A 20,647-nucleotide genomic window follows, 5' to 3' on the forward strand; every position below is an offset into this window, starting at 1 on the left:
TGCTTAGGAATGCCAATCCCTTCATCTGTAACTTCCAGTATTACTTGATTAGTTTCACACTTAAGGTTAAGTTCGACTGTGCCTCCTTGAGGAGAATATTTAATAGCGTTAGAGAGGAGATTAGTTAGCATTTGTCGTAGCATCTTAGGATCTGATGTAAATTCCTTACAATCACCTTCATGGCTAAACAATATCTGGTGTTTATCTGTGGTTTTAGATTTGATTTCATCAACTAATTTAATACAAAATTCAACTAAGTATATAGGTTCTGGTTTGAAATTTAGTTGGTCAAATTCCGTCTTGTTAATAAATAGCACATCATCCACTAAACCAGTCAGGTGCTGAACCATGGATTGGATACGTCTACAATGTTTTACTTGCCGAGTCGGATCAATTTTATCACAGTACCGTTCCAGGATTGCTGCTGATGAATAAATCGTAGTTAATGGGGTGCGGTATTCATGGGAAATGCTAGAGATAATCCGAGATTTAAATTTGCTCAATTCTTTCTCTTTCAGCAGTGATTGACGTAGTTTAACTTCCAAAACTTGGAGCTGAGCATTGGCTACTCTTAGTTCAACTGTGCGCTCTTTAACCCGACGTTCTAACTCATCATTCAGTTGCTTCTGAGCAATTTCTATTTCCTTGCGAGTGGTGATATCTCGCAGTGATGCCATATAGGCTTTTTTCCCTTCCCATTGAATTTCTACTAGCTGGATTTCGACAATAACAATTTTTCCATAGGAGGAGCAAATATCTAGTTCTGTAGTTTGGCCAACCACTAGGGAACTGCACCATATTTCTCCTTGGAGTATTTCCGCTTTACAGTTGATCAGGGATTCTGCTGCTGGATTAACAAATTGAATCACTCGATTGTGATCAATAATGACAACACCATCAGCATTTCTGGTAATCATGGTGCGAAATTGCTCTTCACTGGCTCGTAGGGCTTCAGTTTGTCGCTTCAGTGCTAACAGCAGTCGTTGCCGCTCAATGCCATAGCGCATCGCTCGTACCAATAGGTTCCGATCAAATTGTCCTTTAACTAAGTAATCCTGTGCTCCTTCTTGTAGCGCTTCTATGGCTAAATTCTCATCAGTCAGTCCACTCAGAATGATTATAGGCACTTCCGGAAACTGGGCATAAATTTCACAAAATGTCTCTAGGCCTTGCTGATCTGGTAAGAACAGGTCACAGAGTACGATATCAATATTTCCATGCTTTAGGCATTCGATACCTTGCTCTAAGGTCTCTACATGGGTGAGTGTTGCTGGAAAATGTTTGGCCTTTTTGAGTAATGCTTTAATGAGCTCAATATCCTGGATATCGTCCTCAATTAAGAGGATTCGGGTACAATCAGGATGCTCTGGTCTTTCTTTGGGCAGTTTATTCTGAAAATAAATAACTGAAGCAGGGACTGGTGCAGGGAAATTGCTTTGATCAGCTGAAGGAGAAGTGACTGGTAGGTATGTTGATGACATTGAAATACCGTTAACTAATCAACAAACATCTGTGAGATATGAATTAACTCTATTATGTTAATGTTGACTTAAAAAAAAACCTGTTTCCACCGTAATTTCACTAATCGTTATCTCCGTACTTATACGGATAATTTCCTAAAAAATTCACATAAAATCCGTATAATCCTTGAGATTAAGGGGATTAAAATACTAAAAAGTATACCGTCTGAGGGTCTTCGATGGATCATTTCGCCTCGAATGATAAAATTAATCTTAAATCTGAGGAGGCGTAATCGTAGTAAGATTTCAAGAATTAGGTTTATCCTTGAAGGCATTAGGCATGATCAGCTTAGGCTAAGGGCTGATCGTTTCTGACAAGTCGGACACGATATCAATTTTAGCTTTGTCCTCTACACTGGCAGCAACTGGTTCGGTTCTCAGTTGTGCTCAAGATCTGAGTTAAATAAGCATGTTTCAAACTACTCGCCGACGCCTTGCTCTGTGGTACACTACGGTCACGGCAGTCTTACTGTTATTATTTGCAACTGCTGTCTATCTTTATGTCCGCCACACCCTGATTGAACGGGTTGATGACACCCTCAAACATGTCGTAGAAGTGGTAGAGCGATCACTGGTGATTCAACCTGTGGACCATGGCGAGATGCCCTACCAATTTAACATTGAAGCCAGTTTTCGAGACAATAGTGATGGGGTAGAAGATGACCACATTGACCTGGAGTGGTTTAGTCCGAAGGGGGATTTGCTGTGGTCAACCTTCTCAGAACCCTTAACTATTCCCTTAAAGACCAACACCACTAGGGCAACAGTTCATTTATCAGCAGAGCATCTCCTGCGACAGTTAACCCAACTGGTGCAAATCGAGGATTATATCTTGGGTTATTTACGGGTTAGCCACCCATGGTTTGAAGTCACCAAACCCAGCCACCAACTGATATTTGATCTGACTCTAGGTACAGTGGTGATAATTATCTCTACTGGTGCTATTGGTTGGTTACTATCTGGTATGGCTATGGAACCAGTACGGGAGTCCTACCAACGGCTCAAACAATTCACTGCTGATGCTTCCCACGAACTCAGAAACCCGATTGCCACGATTCAGACTAATGTACAAGTTGCTCTGGGGGATCCCGATTTGGCATCTGAGCTGCAACGGCACCAACTCGAAGTGATAGAGCGATTAACCCAGCGCTTAGGAAAACTGGTCAATGACCTGCTGTTTTTGGCTCGTGCTGATAGCGGTATGGTAAAACCCCAGTGGCAATTAGTCCACCTAGATGCTTTGCTAATGGAAGTGATCGAGGAGCAACAACTGATTGCTACAGAAAAAGGGATTTCCCTGTACTTGATTGACATCCCCAATCCCGATCAGGTACAGGGGACAGAGGAGAAAGAGGGGGAGATGGAGGATGGTCAAGCATTTCGGCCAGCCTGCCCTAGTCAGGTGTTCCAAAATCCAACATTCGACGAAGATGCCTTTACCCTTGAGGGGGATTGGAATCAATTGGCACGTTTATTTACCAATCTAGTCAATAACGCTGTGCAATACACACCCGCTTCTACCAAAACTCCAGGGGAAGCATTTATTCAAGTGGAATTACAACAGTTAGAACCTCCCAGCAAACATAGGGCAAGAAACCTGCCATTCCTCACCGTTACTCCCTCATGGGGGGGAACCCCAAGACCGCGCTACCTCCTTCAAGTCAAGGTAACTGATTCCGGTCGAGGCATATCACCATCAGCATTACCTCACATTTTTGATCGCTTTTATCGAGCTGATCCAGCTAGACCTTATGATACAGCAAAAGGAGCTGGGCTAGGTTTAGCGATCGCTAAAACAATAGTTGAGAATCACCACGGTCAAATCGAAGTTAAAAGCACTCTCAACCAAGGGACAACGTTTACAGTTACAATACCCCTTTTTAGAAAAAGCAATATTGAAGGCCCTGTCGAAAGCGAGCAGGTATGAAAGCAAAAATATTTTGTCTTATCATATGTCGCGGTTTCGGTCAGGGGGAGTTTCGCGCTATAGTTTAAATCAAGCTCAACTAGCTCCAAAACAGGACATAAAAGAGGTGGTTATGGTTGCTTCTTATCACAGAGAGTACATGACTCCCGAAGCTTATCTAGACTGGGAAGAAAAGCAAGAACTTAACTATGAATACATCGACGGCGAAGTCTATGCTATGACTGGGGGAACTATTCCCCACGGAACCATTGCTCTGAATCTTGCCACTGCCTTAAAAAGCCATTTGCGGGGAGGTTCGTGTCGTCCTTTTATCTTTAGTGTCAAAGTGGGTGTATCAGAAAAAGGACCCTTTCACTACCCTGATGTCATGGTAACCTGCGACCAACGAGACAGCAATGCCCTCAAAGTCATTTATCATCCCTGTCTAATTGCAGAAGTCCTCTCTCCCTCCACTGAAGCCTTTGATCGAGGTCGCAAATTTGCTAACTATCGCCGCATCAAAACCTTACAAGAATACCTTTTGATTGATACTCAACAGATCACTATCGAGTGCTTCCGGCGCAATCCACAAGGCAAATGGGAACTCAATCCCTACACAGAAGGAGACGAAATTCACTTGACTAGCATTGATTTTAGTTGTCCCATCTCCTTAATTTATGAGGATGTTACTGTATAGTTACTGTATAGTAGTGACTGCTGAGTGGCTGAGTTTTGAAAAAGACGTACTACCAAAACTCAATAATTTGCTCAAACTGGATTAATTAGTATTAATGAGTAGCTCCACCATCAGGATTTCCAGTAGTAGCAAATTTCGGGGAAATGATCTATTAGCAATCATTAATATCTAAGAATTAATATCTAATATCTAATATCTAAGACTATCATGGTATCATAGCTAATAGCTAATACCTAATTCTGTGAGAAAGGCATTGAATGTCTCTTTATCCGGCAAAGACGGCTGAGCCCCAGCCTTAGTCACAGCAAGCGCCCCAGCTGCAGCTCCCCATATTACCGCTTGCCGCAACGGTAACCCTTTGGCTATTGCCACAGCCATTGCACCATTAAAGGCATCTCCAGCTGCCACAGTATCCACAGCCTCAACAGAAAAAGCAGGGACGAAGAACGATTCAGAAGCAGTGGCACAGAAAACCCCCTGCTCCCCTAAGGTCACAATCACCGTATCCACACCTCGTTGCAACAGTACTTCTGATGCGTTCTTCGCTGACTCTATGGTATCGACAGGAAAATCCACTAGTACAGAGGCTTCCAACTGATTCGGTGTCATAATATCCACCATGCCATACAGTTCCTCTGGCAAGTCCTGAGCTGGTGCTGGATCAAGAATCACTGGACAACCCACTTTCTGAGCTGCGGCTGCTGCTAAAAGCACCACTGACATGGGAATCTCCAACTGCATCAATAAAACAGCGGCTTCTGGCAACAAACTACTGAGGCGTTCCACATCAGTTTCATTAACATGCCCATTAGCACCAGCCAGGAAAATAATGGTATTCTCCCCAGCCTGATCCACCGAAATCACTGCAATCCCAGAACTCACCGCCTCCTCAACCAAAACGCTATCGATGTCAACACCCGTTACCCCTAGACTGTAGCGTAGCTGAGTGCCAAAATCATCACAACCAACGCGCCCCACCATGTTAGTGGGGATACCCAACCGTGCTACCGCCACAGCTTGATTGGCCCCTTTCCCACCAGGAGCAGTAAAAAATTCATGGCCTTGTAGTGTTTCACCTGGAACTGGTAACCGGGGAGTTTTGGCTACCAAATCCATATTGATACTGCCGAAAACAATAACTGGTTTCATCGTTAACAAAATTACAAGTTAGCAAATTGAAAGTTGAAAAGAGTTAGAAGGCAAGCAAGTTTAACGTTGTTCGCTTAGCGTAGCCTTTTGGCAAACGTTTTAACCTTCAACATTATAACCTGACAACCTTCAAAATTAATGATGACAAAAACCAGAATTGTTTTCATATTTAATTTATAGCAATTCTACGACTTGTGAGGTACAAATTTATGGGTTTTAGGGAGCAGGGACTTCGGAGCAGGGACTTCGGAGCAGGGACTTCGGAGCAGGTAAGAGTAACCCACCCCTAACCCCTCCCAGGAGGGGAAGTGAGGGAAGAGGGAAAAAATAATGTGTACCTCATAGCTACGATAAACGCTATAATAGAGTTACCTTTAACAGAGTTATAATTTATTTAGTAACTTTCAAGTTAACGTTTTAAACTTGGCCAATAGCCCACGCTACGGAACCTGCAAACCTACCCTATACAGAATCGCATTGTGCGAATAACCTTCTCACCTTTTAACCTTCAACTAATGCATCTATAAAGCTGGTTTCAAACCAAGTAACTTGATCAACCGCTCAATGTCGAAATATTCATTCATCATCTGTTGCATACACTCCACCTTAATTGCTTCATGGAGATGTACTTGACCAAAAGAATTGTCAATAATCTCAACAGTAGTGAGGGTGTCTAAATCAACGGAAAGTACGGGAATTTCAAACTCTTCAGCACGTCTGAGAATAACCGCTTGAGGCTGAACTTGACCGGTAAGAATTAAACAGTGGGTTGAGGTTTCTAGAGCAGCCATCTGAAGGTCTGGGCGATCGCCTCCCGTCACCACCGCCATATTAACGCCCTTGCGTAGATACTTCAGAGCAGCATTGACATTCATCGCCCCAATGGTCAAGCTTTCCACCATCAAATCCAAGCGGTCAGGGCAGCATAGCACTTTAGCTTGCAACTGAAGTACTAGTTCCCGAACACTAACACTGCGCAACAGATTATTTCTAGGCATCATTCCCAATACTGGGATTTCTTGCCGTTCCAGAAACGGTTTCAATGTTGTTTTTACCCTTGATAGCTTGTCTTGGGGAATATCATTAATTAAAACTCCCAGTAAGCTTTCCCCTAGACGTTGCTTAGCAAATAACAACGCATCTGCTAGTAAAACCGAGTGAAAACGAGCCACCAATAAGACAGCAGCATTAATTGTCTGAGCAACTTTTGGTAATGATAAGTTAAACAGAGTACCCGCACTCAAGGTTGCTGCTCCTTCCACCAAAACTACATCACTATTTAGTGATTGGAGATAGTCTTGAAGAGACTGACGGTAATCGGTTGAGTCTTGTCCTCCCAAGCGTTTTTCAATGGTTTGAGCATCCATAAACAGCAAAGGCGATCGCACCATGTTATCTGGCAACTTAAGTATGTCAGTGATAAACTGGACATCTTCCTCTATCGTTGACCCTTGATTGCTACTCAAAAAGGTACCCAGTGGTTTACAGTAGGCAATCGTTATCCCTTTTGCTTGCAGTTGATCGGCAATTCCCAGGATCGTTGCTGACTTACCGCTGTAAGCTTCTGTTGACCCAATTAGTAAATACTTAGCGGATTTTGCCACCCCTTATTTACACTCCTATAACTAGAGAACTGGTTGTTTATTCATCAATGCGTAGTAGTTTGCGGTAGAATGCCTTGGAAAAATCCGTTATGCGCGATCGCTTAAAGTTCATAATCACTTCGATTAAGTAATTCACAAACTCAGAATTTTGCATAGTCAGTTCGTAACTGAGATCCGCGTTACCATCAAACTGTAATCGGCAACGAGTTAATTCCGAAGGAAGATTAGATACAAACCAAGTAGCAACGAAGGGAATACTATCACCGCCTTCTATGTGGCGACGACCTTCCAAAGACCCTTGTTGGTAGAGGCTAATTGCTATAGGTAAAAGATTCCGTTTATTACCCTGGTAGTAGGGAACATAAATCCCGACAGCTCCTTTGTCGGCAGGCTTAAGTTTTTCGATCGACATGGCTGAATATCACTCAATTGCCGTTGATGGTATTGATGTAACTATTCCTATGGGACAATCTCCGTGATGGAAAACCCATCACGATCAGATGATTAGTCCAGGAAAATAAGTATTCTAATACATTACATTCAACTTTCCTATAGGTTAAGCTTATCCCCAAAGTTTATAATAGGGAATTGTGTGTTTCTAATTACAAGAAGCGCGGATAAAAGTTGATTGAGTGTAAGCATTTAGCTCTGCTGCTCTGCTGCTCTGCTGCTCATGCGCTACTTGAGGTACTGACGGCTGACGGCATTAGGGTGACGGCATTAGGCTGACGGCTGAATGCTTATGATTGAGTCTCTAGTCTAGCCTCAACTGGGATTAGCCTTGCAACCTACTGGGTAAACCGATTTATACGTAGTAGAACGCTTACCAAACCAAGTGTAACGATTATCCCGAATCTGCTCATAAACCTGATCGCCTAACGATTTCACTCCAGGCATTGCCCGATAAGCCGATACAAAGATATTACCCAATGGCAATAGACGCCCAATCTCTTCAGCGGCATCACTTCCTTGCCATCGGCAATCATCAGAAGAAGCATCGATCAAAATCATACCCATCTCACACTCAAGAGGTGTTACCCGTAATTTGCCGCAAGCTTCTTTATCCTGCATGGGTATGTAATTAAATAGCTTGCCCTGATCCAGATTTTCTAATAGCTGTACCAGAGTCACACAAAGATTACAGTCGCCATCGTAAATAACGTGATATCCCATTGCTGCCTCTTTCCTAAATCCTAGTTTATCTGCCCCAAAATAGCTTATAACGCTATGTTTGACTACTACTGTAGTCCTAAACATTGCAGAAGCGTGCCCTATCAAGTTTCAATTGAATCGTTCACCAAGCGAACCGGACCCGTGGCGAATTTAATTCGACGACTGTAAGCACACCGGGACGGAATTGCTGCATACGGCGCGCATAAAAGACAAAATTGAGCCTGATAACTAAATTGAACAGATTATCACAACCATAAACCTAACCTGATACTTTTAACCCTGACAAACCATGACATCATAGACATTGCTGTCTATGGTGTCAGATACGCTGAGTACTACATCCCCAACATTGTTGAGGAAGGTGGTATCCCACATCGCCTTCAGGAATATCCCAACGGCTCCATTGAAATCTCGATGGATTTCATAATTACATTTTGGACATTTGAAATTCTTAGAACTACCAAGTTTTCTATGAATATGTCCACATTTTGTACAGGTTTTTGAAGTGTACTCTTCTGTCATTCTCACCAATCTGGAACCATACCGATTACACAGATGTTCTAATATTTGCGAAAACTGATAAAATGCCCAGTTCATCATAGCCCTAGCCGTTTTACTCCTCAATTTACGCTTTTTCTTTACAACCATCTGAGAAGTCTCAAATGTAGGCAAGATAATTACGTCATAGTTTTTTGCTAAATACGAGGCAACTTGTTTATGGATTTCAGTTCTTAGATTTTTAATCTTAGTTCTGAGTCTTTCCATTGCCGCTTTTAGTCGATAACGTTTATGCTTGTTTTTGTGTCCCTTAGCCTGATCGTGATTACTTTTTATTTTGTCTAAATGAGAGCAAAGTTTGGCTATCCTCTGAAAGTCATCAATTCCAAATTCAAGAAATTGATTTCCATCAAATCCTGTCATGAATGTTCTGACGCCAGGGTCTAAAGCTACCACTTTTCTGGTAAGAGTAGGCTCTGTTGTAAATTCAACTGGAAAATGAGCGAACCATCTTCCTTTGTTGTAAGTCAGTTCCGTAGAACCGTCTGTCAATATACAGTGATTATTACCTTTGAACTTAGGCTTCGGTAAATGTTTAGTCGTGGAGACCATCCATCTTCCCCCTTTGTAAGCTGTTGGATCAAACTGAATTGTTTGTTTTTGATCCCTTACACTACGGAACTTTGCTAACTTTAGACCAGCTTGTGGATTGGACTTTCTTTTTTTACCAATACCTATGAACTTCGGTTGTTTAGCCGTTCCCTTCCAAGCTGTATAAGCTTCCATGGAAGCGTTATCTAGTATTTTAGAAACATTTAGGCTTTTGCACCACTCAGGGATTAACCCAGATTGTTTTAACCAAGTTCTAAAGCCATGTTTTCCTCCTTTCTTTCCTACCTTTGTATAACCCTGGTTCTTATTCAGTTGCTCGATTGATATGTTGTAAACTTTCCTGACAGCGGCGACCCACTTCTTCCATATTTTCTCAAGATCCTTGTTTGGATATACTCGGTAAGTCGTTGTCTTCAAGGATTTTGTTTTTATATTTCCTGAGTCCATACAATCGACAACTGAAGACATGGATGACCGCGAGTACATCTTCAACCATTTCTTGTTCTGGGCTGAGGTTCTTTTCGTCGAGAACCAGTATTTTGGTTTGGAATTTAGAACACAGCCATGAGATAAGATCGAACCCAAAGCGACAAAGCCTATCTTTGTGGGCAACGACAACATACTTGCAAGAACCGCCGATAACTCTGTCCAGTAAGGCTTGAAGACCAAATCTTTTAAAGTTGAGTCCGCTCCCGATGTCTTTGATGATTTCTGCGTCTGGATAACGAGACTGGAGAAACTGTACTTGTTGTTCAAGATCGTTCTTTTGAGAGCGGCTTGAAACTCTGGCATACAAGATAGTAGATCGGTCTCTCCTAATTTTTTCTGATGGGATAGAGACAACTGAATTGAGGTCGTATCTTCTTTGTCCCCCAGGAGTTTTGATCCCTTGAATTTTACCTGACTCAAGCCATCGTTCAAGTGTTTTGGTACTAACCCCGAGCCTGTTGGAGGCGACTCGGGGAGGAACGTAATTGACTGATCCATCCATCTGAAGCTGTTTGATCTGTTACTTTCTCACTGTAGTCTAGGATGTCAGTAAATGTCAATTATGTCGGGGAAATTGTTTAACAGGAAGTGCTCCCTCACCTATACTCAGGAGGTCTGATGCAATGATAATACGATGGCGGCAGTTATTGGTTAGAATCACAATTTGGCTAGCAGCTGAGATCATCCTCAACTTTCTGGGGCTGGACAATCTAGCTGACTACAGCGAGTTCATATACGAGCAGGAGGTTGCCCTATCAAGTCAATACAAGCTTCCAGCCATTGAGAGGCTGCCCCATTCCTAGTACACCTTGGTAGATATTTGTAACCAGTTGCTTTGAAGATGAAGGGGTGACGGGTCGAGGGAGTGATCAGCTGTGAGGCATCTACATCTAATTTATATATCTAATTTATTGATTTTATTTTAATATATTGAATCGGCAAGGGAGCAGGGACCGATGAGGATCAGGGCATAGGGTTAATGAGTTTTTCGAGCTTAATCAAAGCTATACAATTTAAATCCGCGACCCCTTAGACATATATTGATTTTGTGGTTGGTTCACTAATATATCATAATGTCCACGTCCTATTCAACTAATCCGCATTTAAATTGCAGGCTTTCCGGCACCCCCATGCCCTTATCCCCCCATCCGTTACATCTATTAACCCATCCGTTGCTCCATCTCCTGATCACCCTGAAACCTGATCACCCTGAAATAGGCAAATTAGATGGTCAGCAGCTTACCTGAATGGCAAAAGCTGTGAGATTTTACCCTTTCGTTCCCAGCACCAGTGTCTTCCGCTACAATTCTTTGAGCTATCTTGGATAAGAATTGTAAAAGAACACTTAGCTAGATGCAAAACGACAACTATTATTTCGGTCAACAAGGTTGACACATGAAACCCCGCATCATTATCTGTGGCTTGGGTCGCACTGGATACAAAATATTCCGCTTACTGAAGCAGCAGGGAGTAGCTGTTGTTGGCATCAGCAACAGAATAATGCCTGGTGACGAAAACAATATTATTATTGGAGACTTGCGGGCTGTTTCTACCCTACTTGCCGCTGGACTCGAACATGCCCAAACCCTAGTTCTCGCCTGTAATGACGATGCTCTCAATCTGGCAATCCTGACTCAGGCACGAGTGATTAATCCACGGATTCGGATCGTTAACCGATTGTTTAATAGCAGCCTAGGTACTCGTTTAGATCAGACCCTACCCGATCATGTCAGCATGAGTGTTTCTTCTCTAGCAGCACCGGTATTTGCCTTCGCAGCAATGGGGAATCGAGCCATTGGGCAACTCAAGCTACACAATCAAACCTGGCCGATACACGAAGAAATTATCACCGAAAGCCACCCTTGGATGGGAACACAGTTGAGTGACCTGTGGGATGAGCGTAGGCGAATGTTGATCTACTACCTACCGATGGACTCGAATTTAGATCTAGTTTCCGCAGTAGCTCAGGGCAAACAGTTACAACCTGGCGATCGCTTAATTATTGGTACTCAGCCTCGGGTTCGTGCTAAACGCCAATCCTGGCTACAGAAACTGCTGAAAGTCTTCACAAACTTACAACAGTTTCAGCATCATGCTCAACCGATGTTAGTAGTGACCCTTTTCCTACTCCTGATAATTTTTACGGCCACATTGACTTATGTGTGTGTCAACCTAGAAACCTCTATTGTTGATGCTCTATATTTTTCTGTGGGTATGATTACGGGTGCTGGTGGTCAAGAAGAAGTAGCAGAAAAGTCCCCGGACACTATTAAGGTATTTACTGCTGTGATGATGTTAGTAGGGGCTGGTGTGATTGGGATTTGCTATGCTCTACTAAACGATTTTGTCTTAGGTACCCGACTCAAACAGTTTTGGGATGCTGCGAGAGTTCCCTACAGAAATCACTACGTTGTATGTGGACTGGGAAATGTAGGAGTCCAAATCCTCTACCAACTTCATGCCCAAGGCCATGAATTGGTGGTCATTGAAAGTAACCCCAACAATCGTTTCCTGAACATTGTTCGTTCTCTTGGTATTGCAGTCATTCACGGAGATGCCAGTTTACCTGCTACACTCACAGCAGCACACATCCAACGAGCAGAAGCCCTGTTAGCAGTTACTAGTGATGATACTGCCAATTTAGAAATTGCTCTAAGTGCCAAAAGTCTAGCTTCAAAATTGTCAGTGGTTGTCCGGAATCAAGACCCCCACTTTTCCCACATGGTACAGCAAGTGTTTGAATTTGAAGCAGTATTGTCTCCCACAGAATTAGCCACTCCTTCTTTTGCAGCTGCGGCATTAGGTGGACAAGTGTTAGGCAATGGTATGATTGGTGATACGCTTTGGGTTGCCTTAGCAACTAAGATTACCACCGAGCATCCCTTCTGTGGACGCCGTGTTAAAGATGCTGCCAGATCCGCTGACTTTGTACCACTGTATGTTGAAACTAAGTATCAAACGATTCATGGCTGGGATTTATTGGAAATTAACCTAGCCGCAGGTGATCTTTTGTATCTAACCATGCCAGCAGTTGGTTTAGAGCAATTGTGGCGCACAACACCACCTCAAATGATGCTGAGGTGAGTGACAAATGGAACCCATGGCATCTAATGGCATCTAATCTGAACATGATCAACAATGAAGGATGAATGATACAGCCCTAGCTATAGTCTAAGGTTCATCATTCATCACTCATTATTCATGATTACTCGTGCAGGATTAGCGCAGCTAGAAAATACCAACTAGGACAATGGAAGTCATTAAGAAACCAGCCAATATTACAAGGATGCCAGGTAGGTTCAACCAATGTTTAACTTCCTCTGATTCTTGAGGCCACTCTTCTTGCTGCAGTTGCATCTGCCGAATCAGATCGGAAATTGCTTCAGCATCCTTGACATGGTGTAGCGCCTTGGTTTCACCATCAGGGTATTTCACTACAAAGTAAGTGGGGACTTTGATGTGATCCCCTGTAATATCAATCGTATCGACAGCAACCTGCTTCGCTTTTTCCTCAATAGTTTGGGGTTCAGTGGCAATTCTATCCCCTGGGTTAGCTGTTAACTTAACTCCCATTCCCATTGGTGATGCGTAGCTGACCATAGAAACCTCCAGATAGGTCAAAGTTTTTTATTAGGTGCGCTTTCCGCATCTAATTATTAAATTCGCCACGGGTCGCACCTCTGGATTTCATTTTACGTAACTTGGAAAACAATTATTCAGCTTAAGCGCGATATTTTATTTATATTATCAATACTTTAGATTTTTTAGTAATTTAGTTAAGATTCGAGCGGTTTCCTGTAATCAAATGTAATCTAACAAATGTAATTTAGCAATTTTTTCTTGAAAATCGCCCTGAGTGGTATTTTTCCTGAATCCTGAGTAAAACCTGTTACTGTTCACGAATCCGATCGGATTGCTATAGATTAATGATTAATTTTTTGTTAATTTCCTTAACCCTTAAATTCAGCTAGCTTATAGCCCAAAAATGAACTTACTGCTCTAAGTTACTAGTTGTGTATAAATTTTATGGGTTGTGTTAAAAAAGATAAAATATAAATAGTGATAGATAACTATGTTAAAAAAATGTAAATAAATGAGTATTTTTGCTATCGGATGTTAAATTAAGGCGGCAACGATATCGCAATCGAATAAGAGAGCATCTATGGAACTTATTCAACTGTTAACTGAAAGCCTGGGAGTGCAAGAAAATCAAGCCCAAGGCGGAGCTGGACTTATTTTCCAACTGGCAAAGGACAAGCTGGGAGATAAGAGTTTTGCCCAAGTAGCGCAATATATTCCAGGGATAAATGATTTGCTCCAAGCAGCACCAAAAAGTGGTGGCATGATGGGAGCCTTGGGAGGATTAGCGGCATCAGTGGGTGGTGGCGTTGGACAATTAGGCACTCTAGCTAGCCTGGCAGCAGGTTTTGATCAACTAGGCATGGATAGTGGGAAGATTTCTAAATTTATACCGATTGTCCTCTCTTTCGTTCAAAGCCAAGGTGGGGACGAGATCAAAAACCTTTTGGCAAAAGTGTTGAGCTAGAACAATTGATTGGATGGCTGAAATGTGATCGTAATGAGGGATCAACCCAAGACTTGGGTATGTTTTACCAAAGTAGGAGCATCAAGGAGATCAGGGGGAAGATTTTAGGTGGTTACTTAATTTCATCCTTGATGCTTCATCCTTGATGCTTCATCCAGACAAGACACTGGTTCAGCTGATCTTGCATAGTCTGAGCATCAGTATGATACCGGCGTCCATGTCCTGGTAATACCCACTCAAAGGAGTAGTTGGTTAATTTCTCCATTGACTTGATTAATTCCTCCCAGGAGTACCAGCAGTGGCGGCGAAAGGCAATCAGTTGCTGAAGTTGATCAGACCAAGCAAGATGGTCACCGGTGAAGAGAAATTTGTTCTTGTACAGTAGAACAGTGTGACCTTTGGTGTGACCAGGCACTGGGATAATCAACAAGTCCTTGTCTAAGGGATAAGACTCGGAACTAGTGAGCTGAATTTCCACATCACGGGTATCAGTGGTAATGTCATCTCTATGCAAAATGCGTTCGCAACGCGGTTCCGAAGGAACATCGCACTGGAAATGCTGTCTGTATTTGTGATGATCTGCCACATCATCCCGATGGGTCAGGTAGATGTAACGAATCCCACCCATTGCCTCTAGACCTTTGACCAGTGGCGGTGTAAAGCGGGGAGAATCGATTAAAATATTGCCTTGGGGGCGTTGGATAAGGTAGCTAGCAGCACCATAGGAGTTTTCAGAATGGTACCCGCAATGGTAGACATTCTCTGCCACTGGGATCGGGAAACTCTGCTGAACGTCTTTAATCTCTATAGGTTTCTCAACAGTACCAATAGAAGAGGTGGGACAAGATAATAGGGCTTGAAGAGCTCTCAAGCGTTCTGTATCATTAGCAGGTTGATGATAAACTGCAGACTGCTGATCAGCACGATGAAACACTTCCGGAGTCATCCAACGGCAGGTATCACAATCAATACAGGTGCTATCGACGTAAAAGTCACCACTAATATTTTGAGGGCGGCGTTGGTTGAGATGAGCCATAACTGTCTATGTCATAGGGATTGCGCTTAGTACCAGGCCAGATAGCTAAATCAATTGTAGCGAAAGGGCATTTTTCAGTTACACCCATGTAGGACAATAAGGCAATAGCCAAACTCTAAGCATTTGGCGAGATTACCAACCCTAATCCTATCGTGACTAAATTTCTGTTTGTAACTGACCTTGACAATACTTTAGTAGGGGATGATCCGGCTCTGCTTAAACTGAACCCTCTGCTAAGTCAGCATCGCCAAGAACATGGTACAAGAATCGTTTATGCTACAGGGCGATCCCATAGTTCCTACCACGAGCTGAAAGCCGAGAAGCCACTTCTTGATCCAGATGCTCTGATCACCTCTGTGGGTACAGAAATTTATGATAATGATGGCCAAGATACGCCCAATCCAGACTGGTGGTCCAAGTTATCTGAAGGCTGGGATCGGGACATGATTGTCGAAACGGCTGCCCAATATCCTGACTTAATTCCCCAAGTAGAATCAGAACAACGTCCCTTTAAAGTCAGCTATCACCTGACGGAAGAAGCAGCTTTGACGGTGCTACCTCAACTGGAATCTCAGCTTCAGGCAACGGGTCTTAATTTCAAGTTGATCTATAGTGGTGGGAAAGACTTAGACATTCTACCCAGCAATAGCGATAAAGGTCTAGCGGTAGAATTTTTACGACAACAGTGGGGAATTGAGCCGGAACGGACAGTGGTTTGTGGCGACTCAGGAAATGACATTGCCTTATTTAGCGTTGGCTTTTCCCGAGGAATTATAGTGGGTAACGCCCGACCAGAACTTCGGGAGTGGTACGAAAACAACTCAGCAGATTACCATTACATGGCTCAAGCTAACTGTGCAGGTGGTATACTAGAAGGTTTGAATTATTTTAGCTTTTTGTGTCAGTAATGGTCGCCAATAATTAAGAAGTAGTTACAAGTTGCTGGTTGTTAGAGTTACAAGTTGCAGGTTGGTAGGTTGCAGGTTAATCGAGTTACAAGTTGCAGGTTAATCGAGTTAACAACTTGCAGGTTGGTAGGTTGCAGATTAATCAAGTTACAAGTTGCAGGTTGGTAAGTTGCAGGTTATGCTCTCAACTATCCTTCACTATTTTCGTGGTGGAGTACAACCTTAAACCAACCTTGGCCAATAGGCCACGCTACGCGAACAACCAAATAACCTCCCCTACTTCGGACGCCAAAGGCGAACAACCAAATCACCTTAAACCTTAAACCTTGGCCAATAGGCCACGCTACGCGAACAATCTTGGCCTATTGGCCACGCTACGCGAACAACGTTTAACCAACCTTCAACCTTGGCCTATTGGCCACGCTACGCGAACAACGTTTAACCAACCTTCAACCTTGGCCTATTGGCCACGCTACGCGAACAACGTTTAACCAACCTTCAACCAACCTTCAACCAACCTTCAACCAACTAACCTTCAACCTTCAACCAACCTTCAACCTTCAACCTTCAACTAATGATCAGCTATCTCAAGGGGACAGTAGCTAGCATTCAAAAAAGCACCGGTAATCGGGTCACTCTGATTCTAGATGTCAACTACATTGGGTATGAAATACAAATCACTCGCCGTTTGTCCCAGGAGTTGCCCGTAGCTTTATCGGAAAAAACCGTGCAAATCTTCACCCATTTGCAAATCCGGGAGGAGCAACAGGTGCTATACGGTTTTGCCTCAGCGGCTGAGCGGGATTTATTTCGTCAGTTAATTAGTGTCAACGGTATTGGTGCTCAATTAGCGATCGCACTACTGGACACCTTGGGATTGCCTAATTTAGTCCAAGCGATTGTCACAGGTAATATTCGTGCCTTATCCAAAACCCCTGGTGTGGGTAGCAAAACCGCTGAACGCATTGCTCTAGAACTGAAAACGAAGTTGGCTCAATGGCATAAGGTATCAGAGGTAGAGTCCCCACTATCTGCTAATGGACTCTCACCAGGAATTCAGGAAGATGTGGAGATGACCTTGTTAGCTTTGGGATATGAAAATGATGAAATCGCTCAAGCACTCCATGCTATCAGTGAGGATCCTCAGGTCGCTAAAAGTAAGAATGCGGAAGATTGGATTCGAGAAGCGATCGCTTGGTTGAGTCGCTGATCATGTTCCTGATCGCATCTATAAATATAGCGGTTCCACGAGTGAGGTACATCTGGATCAGCGCTACTAGGGGGAGAGTGGGAATAGGGGGAGGAGGTTGAAGAAATTTGGGTTTACCTCATCCCACAACAGAACCGCTATAATCTAACCGAAACCTGAAACCTGAAACCTGCAACCTGCAACCTGCAACCTGCAACCTGCAACCTAATAAATTACCCTTCGAGCACGAAATCCTTTAAGAGTCTGGGGCAAAAAAGAACAAGCTAGGGTTTTAGATTTTGGTAGATCGCAATCAAGACAATCGCCAGTAGAAGCTTTTACTCGTCTAGGAAACTTGACATGGAAGGTAGACCCCTTACCCACCTTACTCTCTACCGTAATCGTTCCTTGCATCAACTTGACTAAAGATTCTGTAATTGCCAGTCCTAAGCCGGTACCCGAGTACTTGCGAGTTGTGGTTTGATCAATTTGTTGGAACTCCTCAAAAATATGCTCTAAGTCATCTTGGGCAATTCCAATTCCCGTATCCCTAACAGTGAGCATCAGCCAGTCGGTGGAAATTTCCTTGACTACCACCTCTACCCTGCCAATTTCGGTAAACTTAATCGCATTGGAAACCAGATTGACCAAAATCTGCCGCAGGCGGAGGCTATCATTGATTACCATGGGATTTTGTAAATTGGTTTGGATATACAACCCTAAATCCTTCTGAGCAGCTAGGCAACGGAATTCATTGATAGTTTCTTTAATCAACCTGTCCAAATGCAAACTTTCCAAGGTTAACTCCAGACAAACTGCCTCAATTTTGGACAGGTCAATCATATCCTTAATCAGAGTCAGTAGATGTTGAGCATTATTCACAATGCGATCGATTATATCTGCTTGTTGGTGGGTCAAGGAGCCCTGACGCTGACGCAATAGGACCTGGGAAAAACCAATAATGGCATTCATGGGAGTCCGTAACTCATGGGATATTGTCGAAACAAACTGGGATTTCAACCGTGCTGCTTCCAACAATTGCAGGTTCTGTAGCTTGAGGGATGCATCTCTGATTTCCAGTTCTCGATTCTGCCGAGCCAGCATAGTGTTCTGAAACTCTAAACGCGCTTCTTGCTCCTCTAAGGCTTTAATCATGTGAGCATTATCAATTGCGATCGCAGCTTGTTCATTAATCATGCGAGCATTATCAATTGCGATCGCAGCTTGTTCACCCACTGCTCCTAGCAGATTCCGACCTGATTGGTCTAATCCCTCTGGGTCTTCCCAATTGCCAATACCTAGTACTCCCAAGCGTCCTGCTTGCACAGACTCAATCGCCACAGCGTAAATAGCTGTAGGTACTTCCTCTTCCGGATGCCGCGCATCCCAACCCTTGCGATGAATTAACTGAGATTTGCCAGTTAAAAAGACTTGAGATAGTAACCCTTGCTCAAGGGGCAAGATGTCTTCCCAGTGGAACTTTTGTCTATGAATTCCCTCGGTAACCCTTAATACTTCAGGGTTACCGAGGGAATTATTGAGAATGATGAAACAAAATTCAACCCCAGCAATCGCTTTAGCTACCTCCGATACGATCTCTTGCAACAGATTTGGAAGGTTAGTCAGTCGTTGATTGAGGAGATTAGTCAACTGGTGTAGGGTTCTCAATTGCTGTTGCTGTTCATTGAGAATCGTAATTACCTGCCTGAGATCATCACTCGCCTGGTTTGCCTCTCGGTATAAGCGCGCATTTTCAGTGGCTAGGGCAGCGCGACTAGCTAAATCCTCAGCCAACTTCACATCGATCTCATTGTAGCGGCGACCTGAGTCACTCCTGACAAACCAAATTGAGCCCAAGATTTGTGAACCCATTCGTAAAGGTACACAAATGTAACACTTAATTTTCAATGCCTGTAACATCCTGAGATGGTCAGGATCCTCAGCAGCAGCTCTTAGGAATTGATCAGAAACCTCAAAATAGGTATCCGTACAACCTGTACGTAAAACCTTGCCATTGCCATACTCTTCATCCCCCTGGGGAGGGTAGCAACGGTGCAGTTTCCAAATCAACTCCTCTTGCTCTGGGTTAACATGGGCAACCGCAAGACGCTGGTAAGACTGGGGAGTATCATAGCTATCAACTCCCGATACTACATCAATGGCACACCAATCAGCAAAGCGAGGGATTACCAGCTGCACTAGATTGTCCAATGTAGTCTGGTAATCGAGGGAAGCTGAAAGTACAGCAGAAGCCTCCGCCAGAAATCGCTGGGATTCTTCTGCTCGCTTCTGCTGAGTAATATCAGTAATTACACCAGACATCCGGAATGGTACTCCTTGATCATTCAACTGGGCTTTGCCACGAGCAGTACAGTAGCGATCTTCTCCAAAAGCACAGGGTAGGTGAAATTCTACATCCAGTTCAAGATAATCTTGTTGGTAACTAGCCACCGCCTTAGTAACTTTGAGTAAATCTGAGGAATTTAGTAACTTAAATAAGAGATCAGGAGAAAAGTTATGGTGGTACTTCCCTATCTGTTCAGGGGACAAGCCAGTAATTTCATAGAAGCGGTCATTACAATACAGTTGTTTAGTGATCAGGTTCCAGTCCCAGATCCCGTTCTTGGAACCTTCTAGCACCAAGCGGTAGCGTTCTTCGCTTTCTTTCAGCCGCTGATGAGCTACAGCTGCTTCCCGTTCTGCGCGGTAGAGGCGAACTGCATTAGAGAGGCTACGTAAGAGATTTTCTGGTGAGATTTGGCTTTTGGTCAGATAGTCCGATGCTCCAGATTTGATCAGCTCAACCGCAATTTGCTCATTAATTTGCTCGTTCCCCTGGTCACTCAACACAATCACAGGGACTTCAATCCCAGCATCACGGATTTCTTTAACCAGAGTCAATCCGTCCCCATCCGGTAAGTTATAGTCTAATAGAATGCAGTCCAAACTCGCTTGGGTCAGGGTAGAGTTAGCGCAGCGTGATGCGATGATCGACCTAGCGCTTTTGCTGTCAACTGCAACAGCTATTTTTACGGGTATACCCCCTCTGTTAAGAGCTTTAATTATGGCTTTGCAGTTAACTTCATCATCCTCTACGATCAGTAGTCTGATAATCTCGTCCATGATTTAGCGGTTGAGCTGTTGTCATTGGTTATTGGCTAATAATGATTAGTGGATAGTGGGTAGTAGCAGTTCTTGACTGACAACCGACACCTGAGGAGGCTAAGGAATTATATTGAGCAGACTCTATTGTTTAAGTTGAAGTATTGCTCAAATTTAGTCAACCTTACGGACTTTACAATCTCTCCACGTCGCTTTAG

General features: G+C 43.4%; 18 protein-coding genes. 8 read left to right on the forward strand and 10 right to left on the reverse strand.

Going from position 1 to position 20,647, the window contains the following annotated elements; translation table 11 throughout:
- The coding region (locus F6J94_RS11955) for a response regulator (protein ID WP_293040115.1) at window positions 1-1,481 on the reverse strand (1,481 nt) is incomplete at its 3' end.
- A 448-nt stretch (window positions 1,482-1,929) separates the two neighbouring features.
- Between F6J94_RS11955 and F6J94_RS11960 the strand changes: the two genes are divergently transcribed.
- Complete coding sequence (locus F6J94_RS11960) at window positions 1,930-3,447, forward strand: ATP-binding protein (protein WP_293024540.1); 1,518 nt, start codon at window positions 1,930-1,932, stop codon at window positions 3,445-3,447.
- Between the two features lie 112 nt (window positions 3,448-3,559).
- Complete coding sequence (locus F6J94_RS11965) at window positions 3,560-4,123, forward strand: Uma2 family endonuclease (protein ID WP_293040117.1); 564 nt, start codon at window positions 3,560-3,562, stop codon at window positions 4,121-4,123.
- A gap of 219 nt (window positions 4,124-4,342) precedes the next feature.
- Here the strand turns inward: F6J94_RS11965 and rbsK are convergent, their stop codons facing one another.
- The 6 genes from rbsK to F6J94_RS11995 all read right to left on the reverse strand — a co-directional run bounded on the left by rbsK (window position 4,343) and on the right by F6J94_RS11995 (window position 10,150).
- A complete protein-coding gene (gene rbsK, locus F6J94_RS11970; RefSeq protein ID WP_293040119.1) occupies window positions 4,343-5,272 on the reverse strand; it encodes a ribokinase in 930 nt (309 codons plus the stop codon).
- A 521-nt stretch (window positions 5,273-5,793) separates the two neighbouring features.
- On the reverse strand, window positions 5,794-6,876 hold the full coding sequence (locus F6J94_RS11975) for a phosphotransacetylase family protein (protein ID WP_293040120.1): 1,083 nt from the start codon (window positions 6,874-6,876) through the stop codon (window positions 5,794-5,796).
- 37 nt (window positions 6,877-6,913) lie between these two features.
- Entirely contained in the window at window positions 6,914-7,288 is a 375-nt protein-coding gene (ebsA, locus tag F6J94_RS11980) for a type IV pilus biogenesis protein EbsA (protein ID WP_008191631.1), read from the reverse strand.
- Between the two features lie 353 nt (window positions 7,289-7,641).
- A complete protein-coding gene (locus F6J94_RS11985) occupies window positions 7,642-8,049 on the reverse strand; it encodes a thiol-disulfide oxidoreductase DCC family protein (protein ID WP_075899731.1) in 408 nt (135 codons plus the stop codon).
- Window positions 8,050-8,322: 273 nt separating this feature from the next.
- Window positions 8,323-9,576: a transposase gene (locus F6J94_RS11990; protein ID WP_293040122.1), complete on the reverse strand. Its 1,254-nt coding sequence runs from the start codon at window positions 9,574-9,576 to the stop codon at window positions 8,323-8,325.
- Window positions 9,533-10,150: an IS607 family transposase gene (locus F6J94_RS11995; protein ID WP_293040124.1), complete on the reverse strand. Its 618-nt coding sequence runs from the start codon at window positions 10,148-10,150 to the stop codon at window positions 9,533-9,535. Before F6J94_RS11995 ends, F6J94_RS11990 begins: the two co-directional genes overlap by 44 nt.
- An 893-nt stretch (window positions 10,151-11,043) precedes the next feature.
- Here F6J94_RS11995 and F6J94_RS12000 point away from each other — a divergent pair.
- A complete protein-coding gene (locus tag F6J94_RS12000) occupies window positions 11,044-12,732 on the forward strand; it encodes an NAD-binding protein (RefSeq protein WP_293040126.1) in 1,689 nt (562 codons plus the stop codon).
- Between the two features lie 144 nt (window positions 12,733-12,876).
- Here the strand turns inward: F6J94_RS12000 and F6J94_RS12005 are convergent, their stop codons facing one another.
- On the reverse strand, window positions 12,877-13,269 hold the full coding sequence (locus tag F6J94_RS12005; protein WP_367142198.1) for a hypothetical protein: 393 nt from the start codon (window positions 13,267-13,269) through the stop codon (window positions 12,877-12,879).
- Between the two features lie 514 nt (window positions 13,270-13,783).
- Between F6J94_RS12005 and F6J94_RS12010 the strand changes: the two genes are divergently transcribed.
- Complete coding sequence (locus tag F6J94_RS12010; RefSeq protein ID WP_293040140.1) at window positions 13,784-14,194, forward strand: DUF2780 domain-containing protein; 411 nt, start codon at window positions 13,784-13,786, stop codon at window positions 14,192-14,194.
- A gap of 136 nt (window positions 14,195-14,330) precedes the next feature.
- On the opposite strand, the gene F6J94_RS12015 is transcribed toward F6J94_RS12010, so the two are convergent.
- Window positions 14,331-15,230, reverse strand: a complete 900-nt coding sequence (locus F6J94_RS12015; RefSeq protein ID WP_293040128.1) for an MBL fold metallo-hydrolase — start codon at window positions 15,228-15,230, stop codon at window positions 14,331-14,333.
- A 152-nt stretch (window positions 15,231-15,382) separates the two neighbouring features.
- Here F6J94_RS12015 and F6J94_RS12020 point away from each other — a divergent pair, with 152 nt between their 5' ends.
- The 4 genes from F6J94_RS12020 (at window position 15,383) to ruvA (ending at window position 17,348) form a co-directional block, all read left to right on the forward strand.
- Window positions 15,383-16,138 (forward strand): sucrose-phosphate phosphatase, encoded by a 756-nt coding sequence (locus F6J94_RS12020; protein WP_293040130.1) that lies wholly within the window; start codon window positions 15,383-15,385, stop codon window positions 16,136-16,138.
- Window positions 16,139-16,464: 326 nt separating this feature from the next.
- On the forward strand, window positions 16,465-16,629 hold the full coding sequence (locus F6J94_RS12025) for a hypothetical protein (protein ID WP_293040132.1): 165 nt from the start codon (window positions 16,465-16,467) through the stop codon (window positions 16,627-16,629).
- A complete protein-coding gene (locus F6J94_RS12030; protein WP_293040134.1) occupies window positions 16,553-16,744 on the forward strand; it encodes a hypothetical protein in 192 nt (63 codons plus the stop codon). The genes F6J94_RS12025 and F6J94_RS12030 overlap by 77 nt, the downstream gene beginning before the upstream one ends.
- Window positions 16,713-17,348: a Holliday junction branch migration protein RuvA gene (ruvA, locus tag F6J94_RS12035; RefSeq protein ID WP_293040136.1), complete on the forward strand. Its 636-nt coding sequence runs from the start codon at window positions 16,713-16,715 to the stop codon at window positions 17,346-17,348. Before F6J94_RS12030 ends, ruvA begins: the two co-directional genes overlap by 32 nt.
- A 204-nt stretch (window positions 17,349-17,552) precedes the next feature.
- On the opposite strand, the gene F6J94_RS12040 is transcribed toward ruvA, so the two are convergent.
- Window positions 17,553-20,450 carry an ATP-binding protein gene (locus F6J94_RS12040; RefSeq protein ID WP_293040138.1) on the reverse strand — a complete coding sequence of 966 codons (2,898 nt, stop codon included), beginning with the start codon at window positions 20,448-20,450 and terminating at the stop codon, window positions 17,553-17,555.
- Window positions 20,451-20,647 lie beyond the last annotated feature (197 nt).

The sequence above is a fragment of the Moorena sp. SIO1F2 genome (assembly GCF_010672755.1).
Lineage (GTDB): Bacteria > Cyanobacteriota > Cyanobacteriia > Cyanobacteriales > Coleofasciculaceae > Moorena.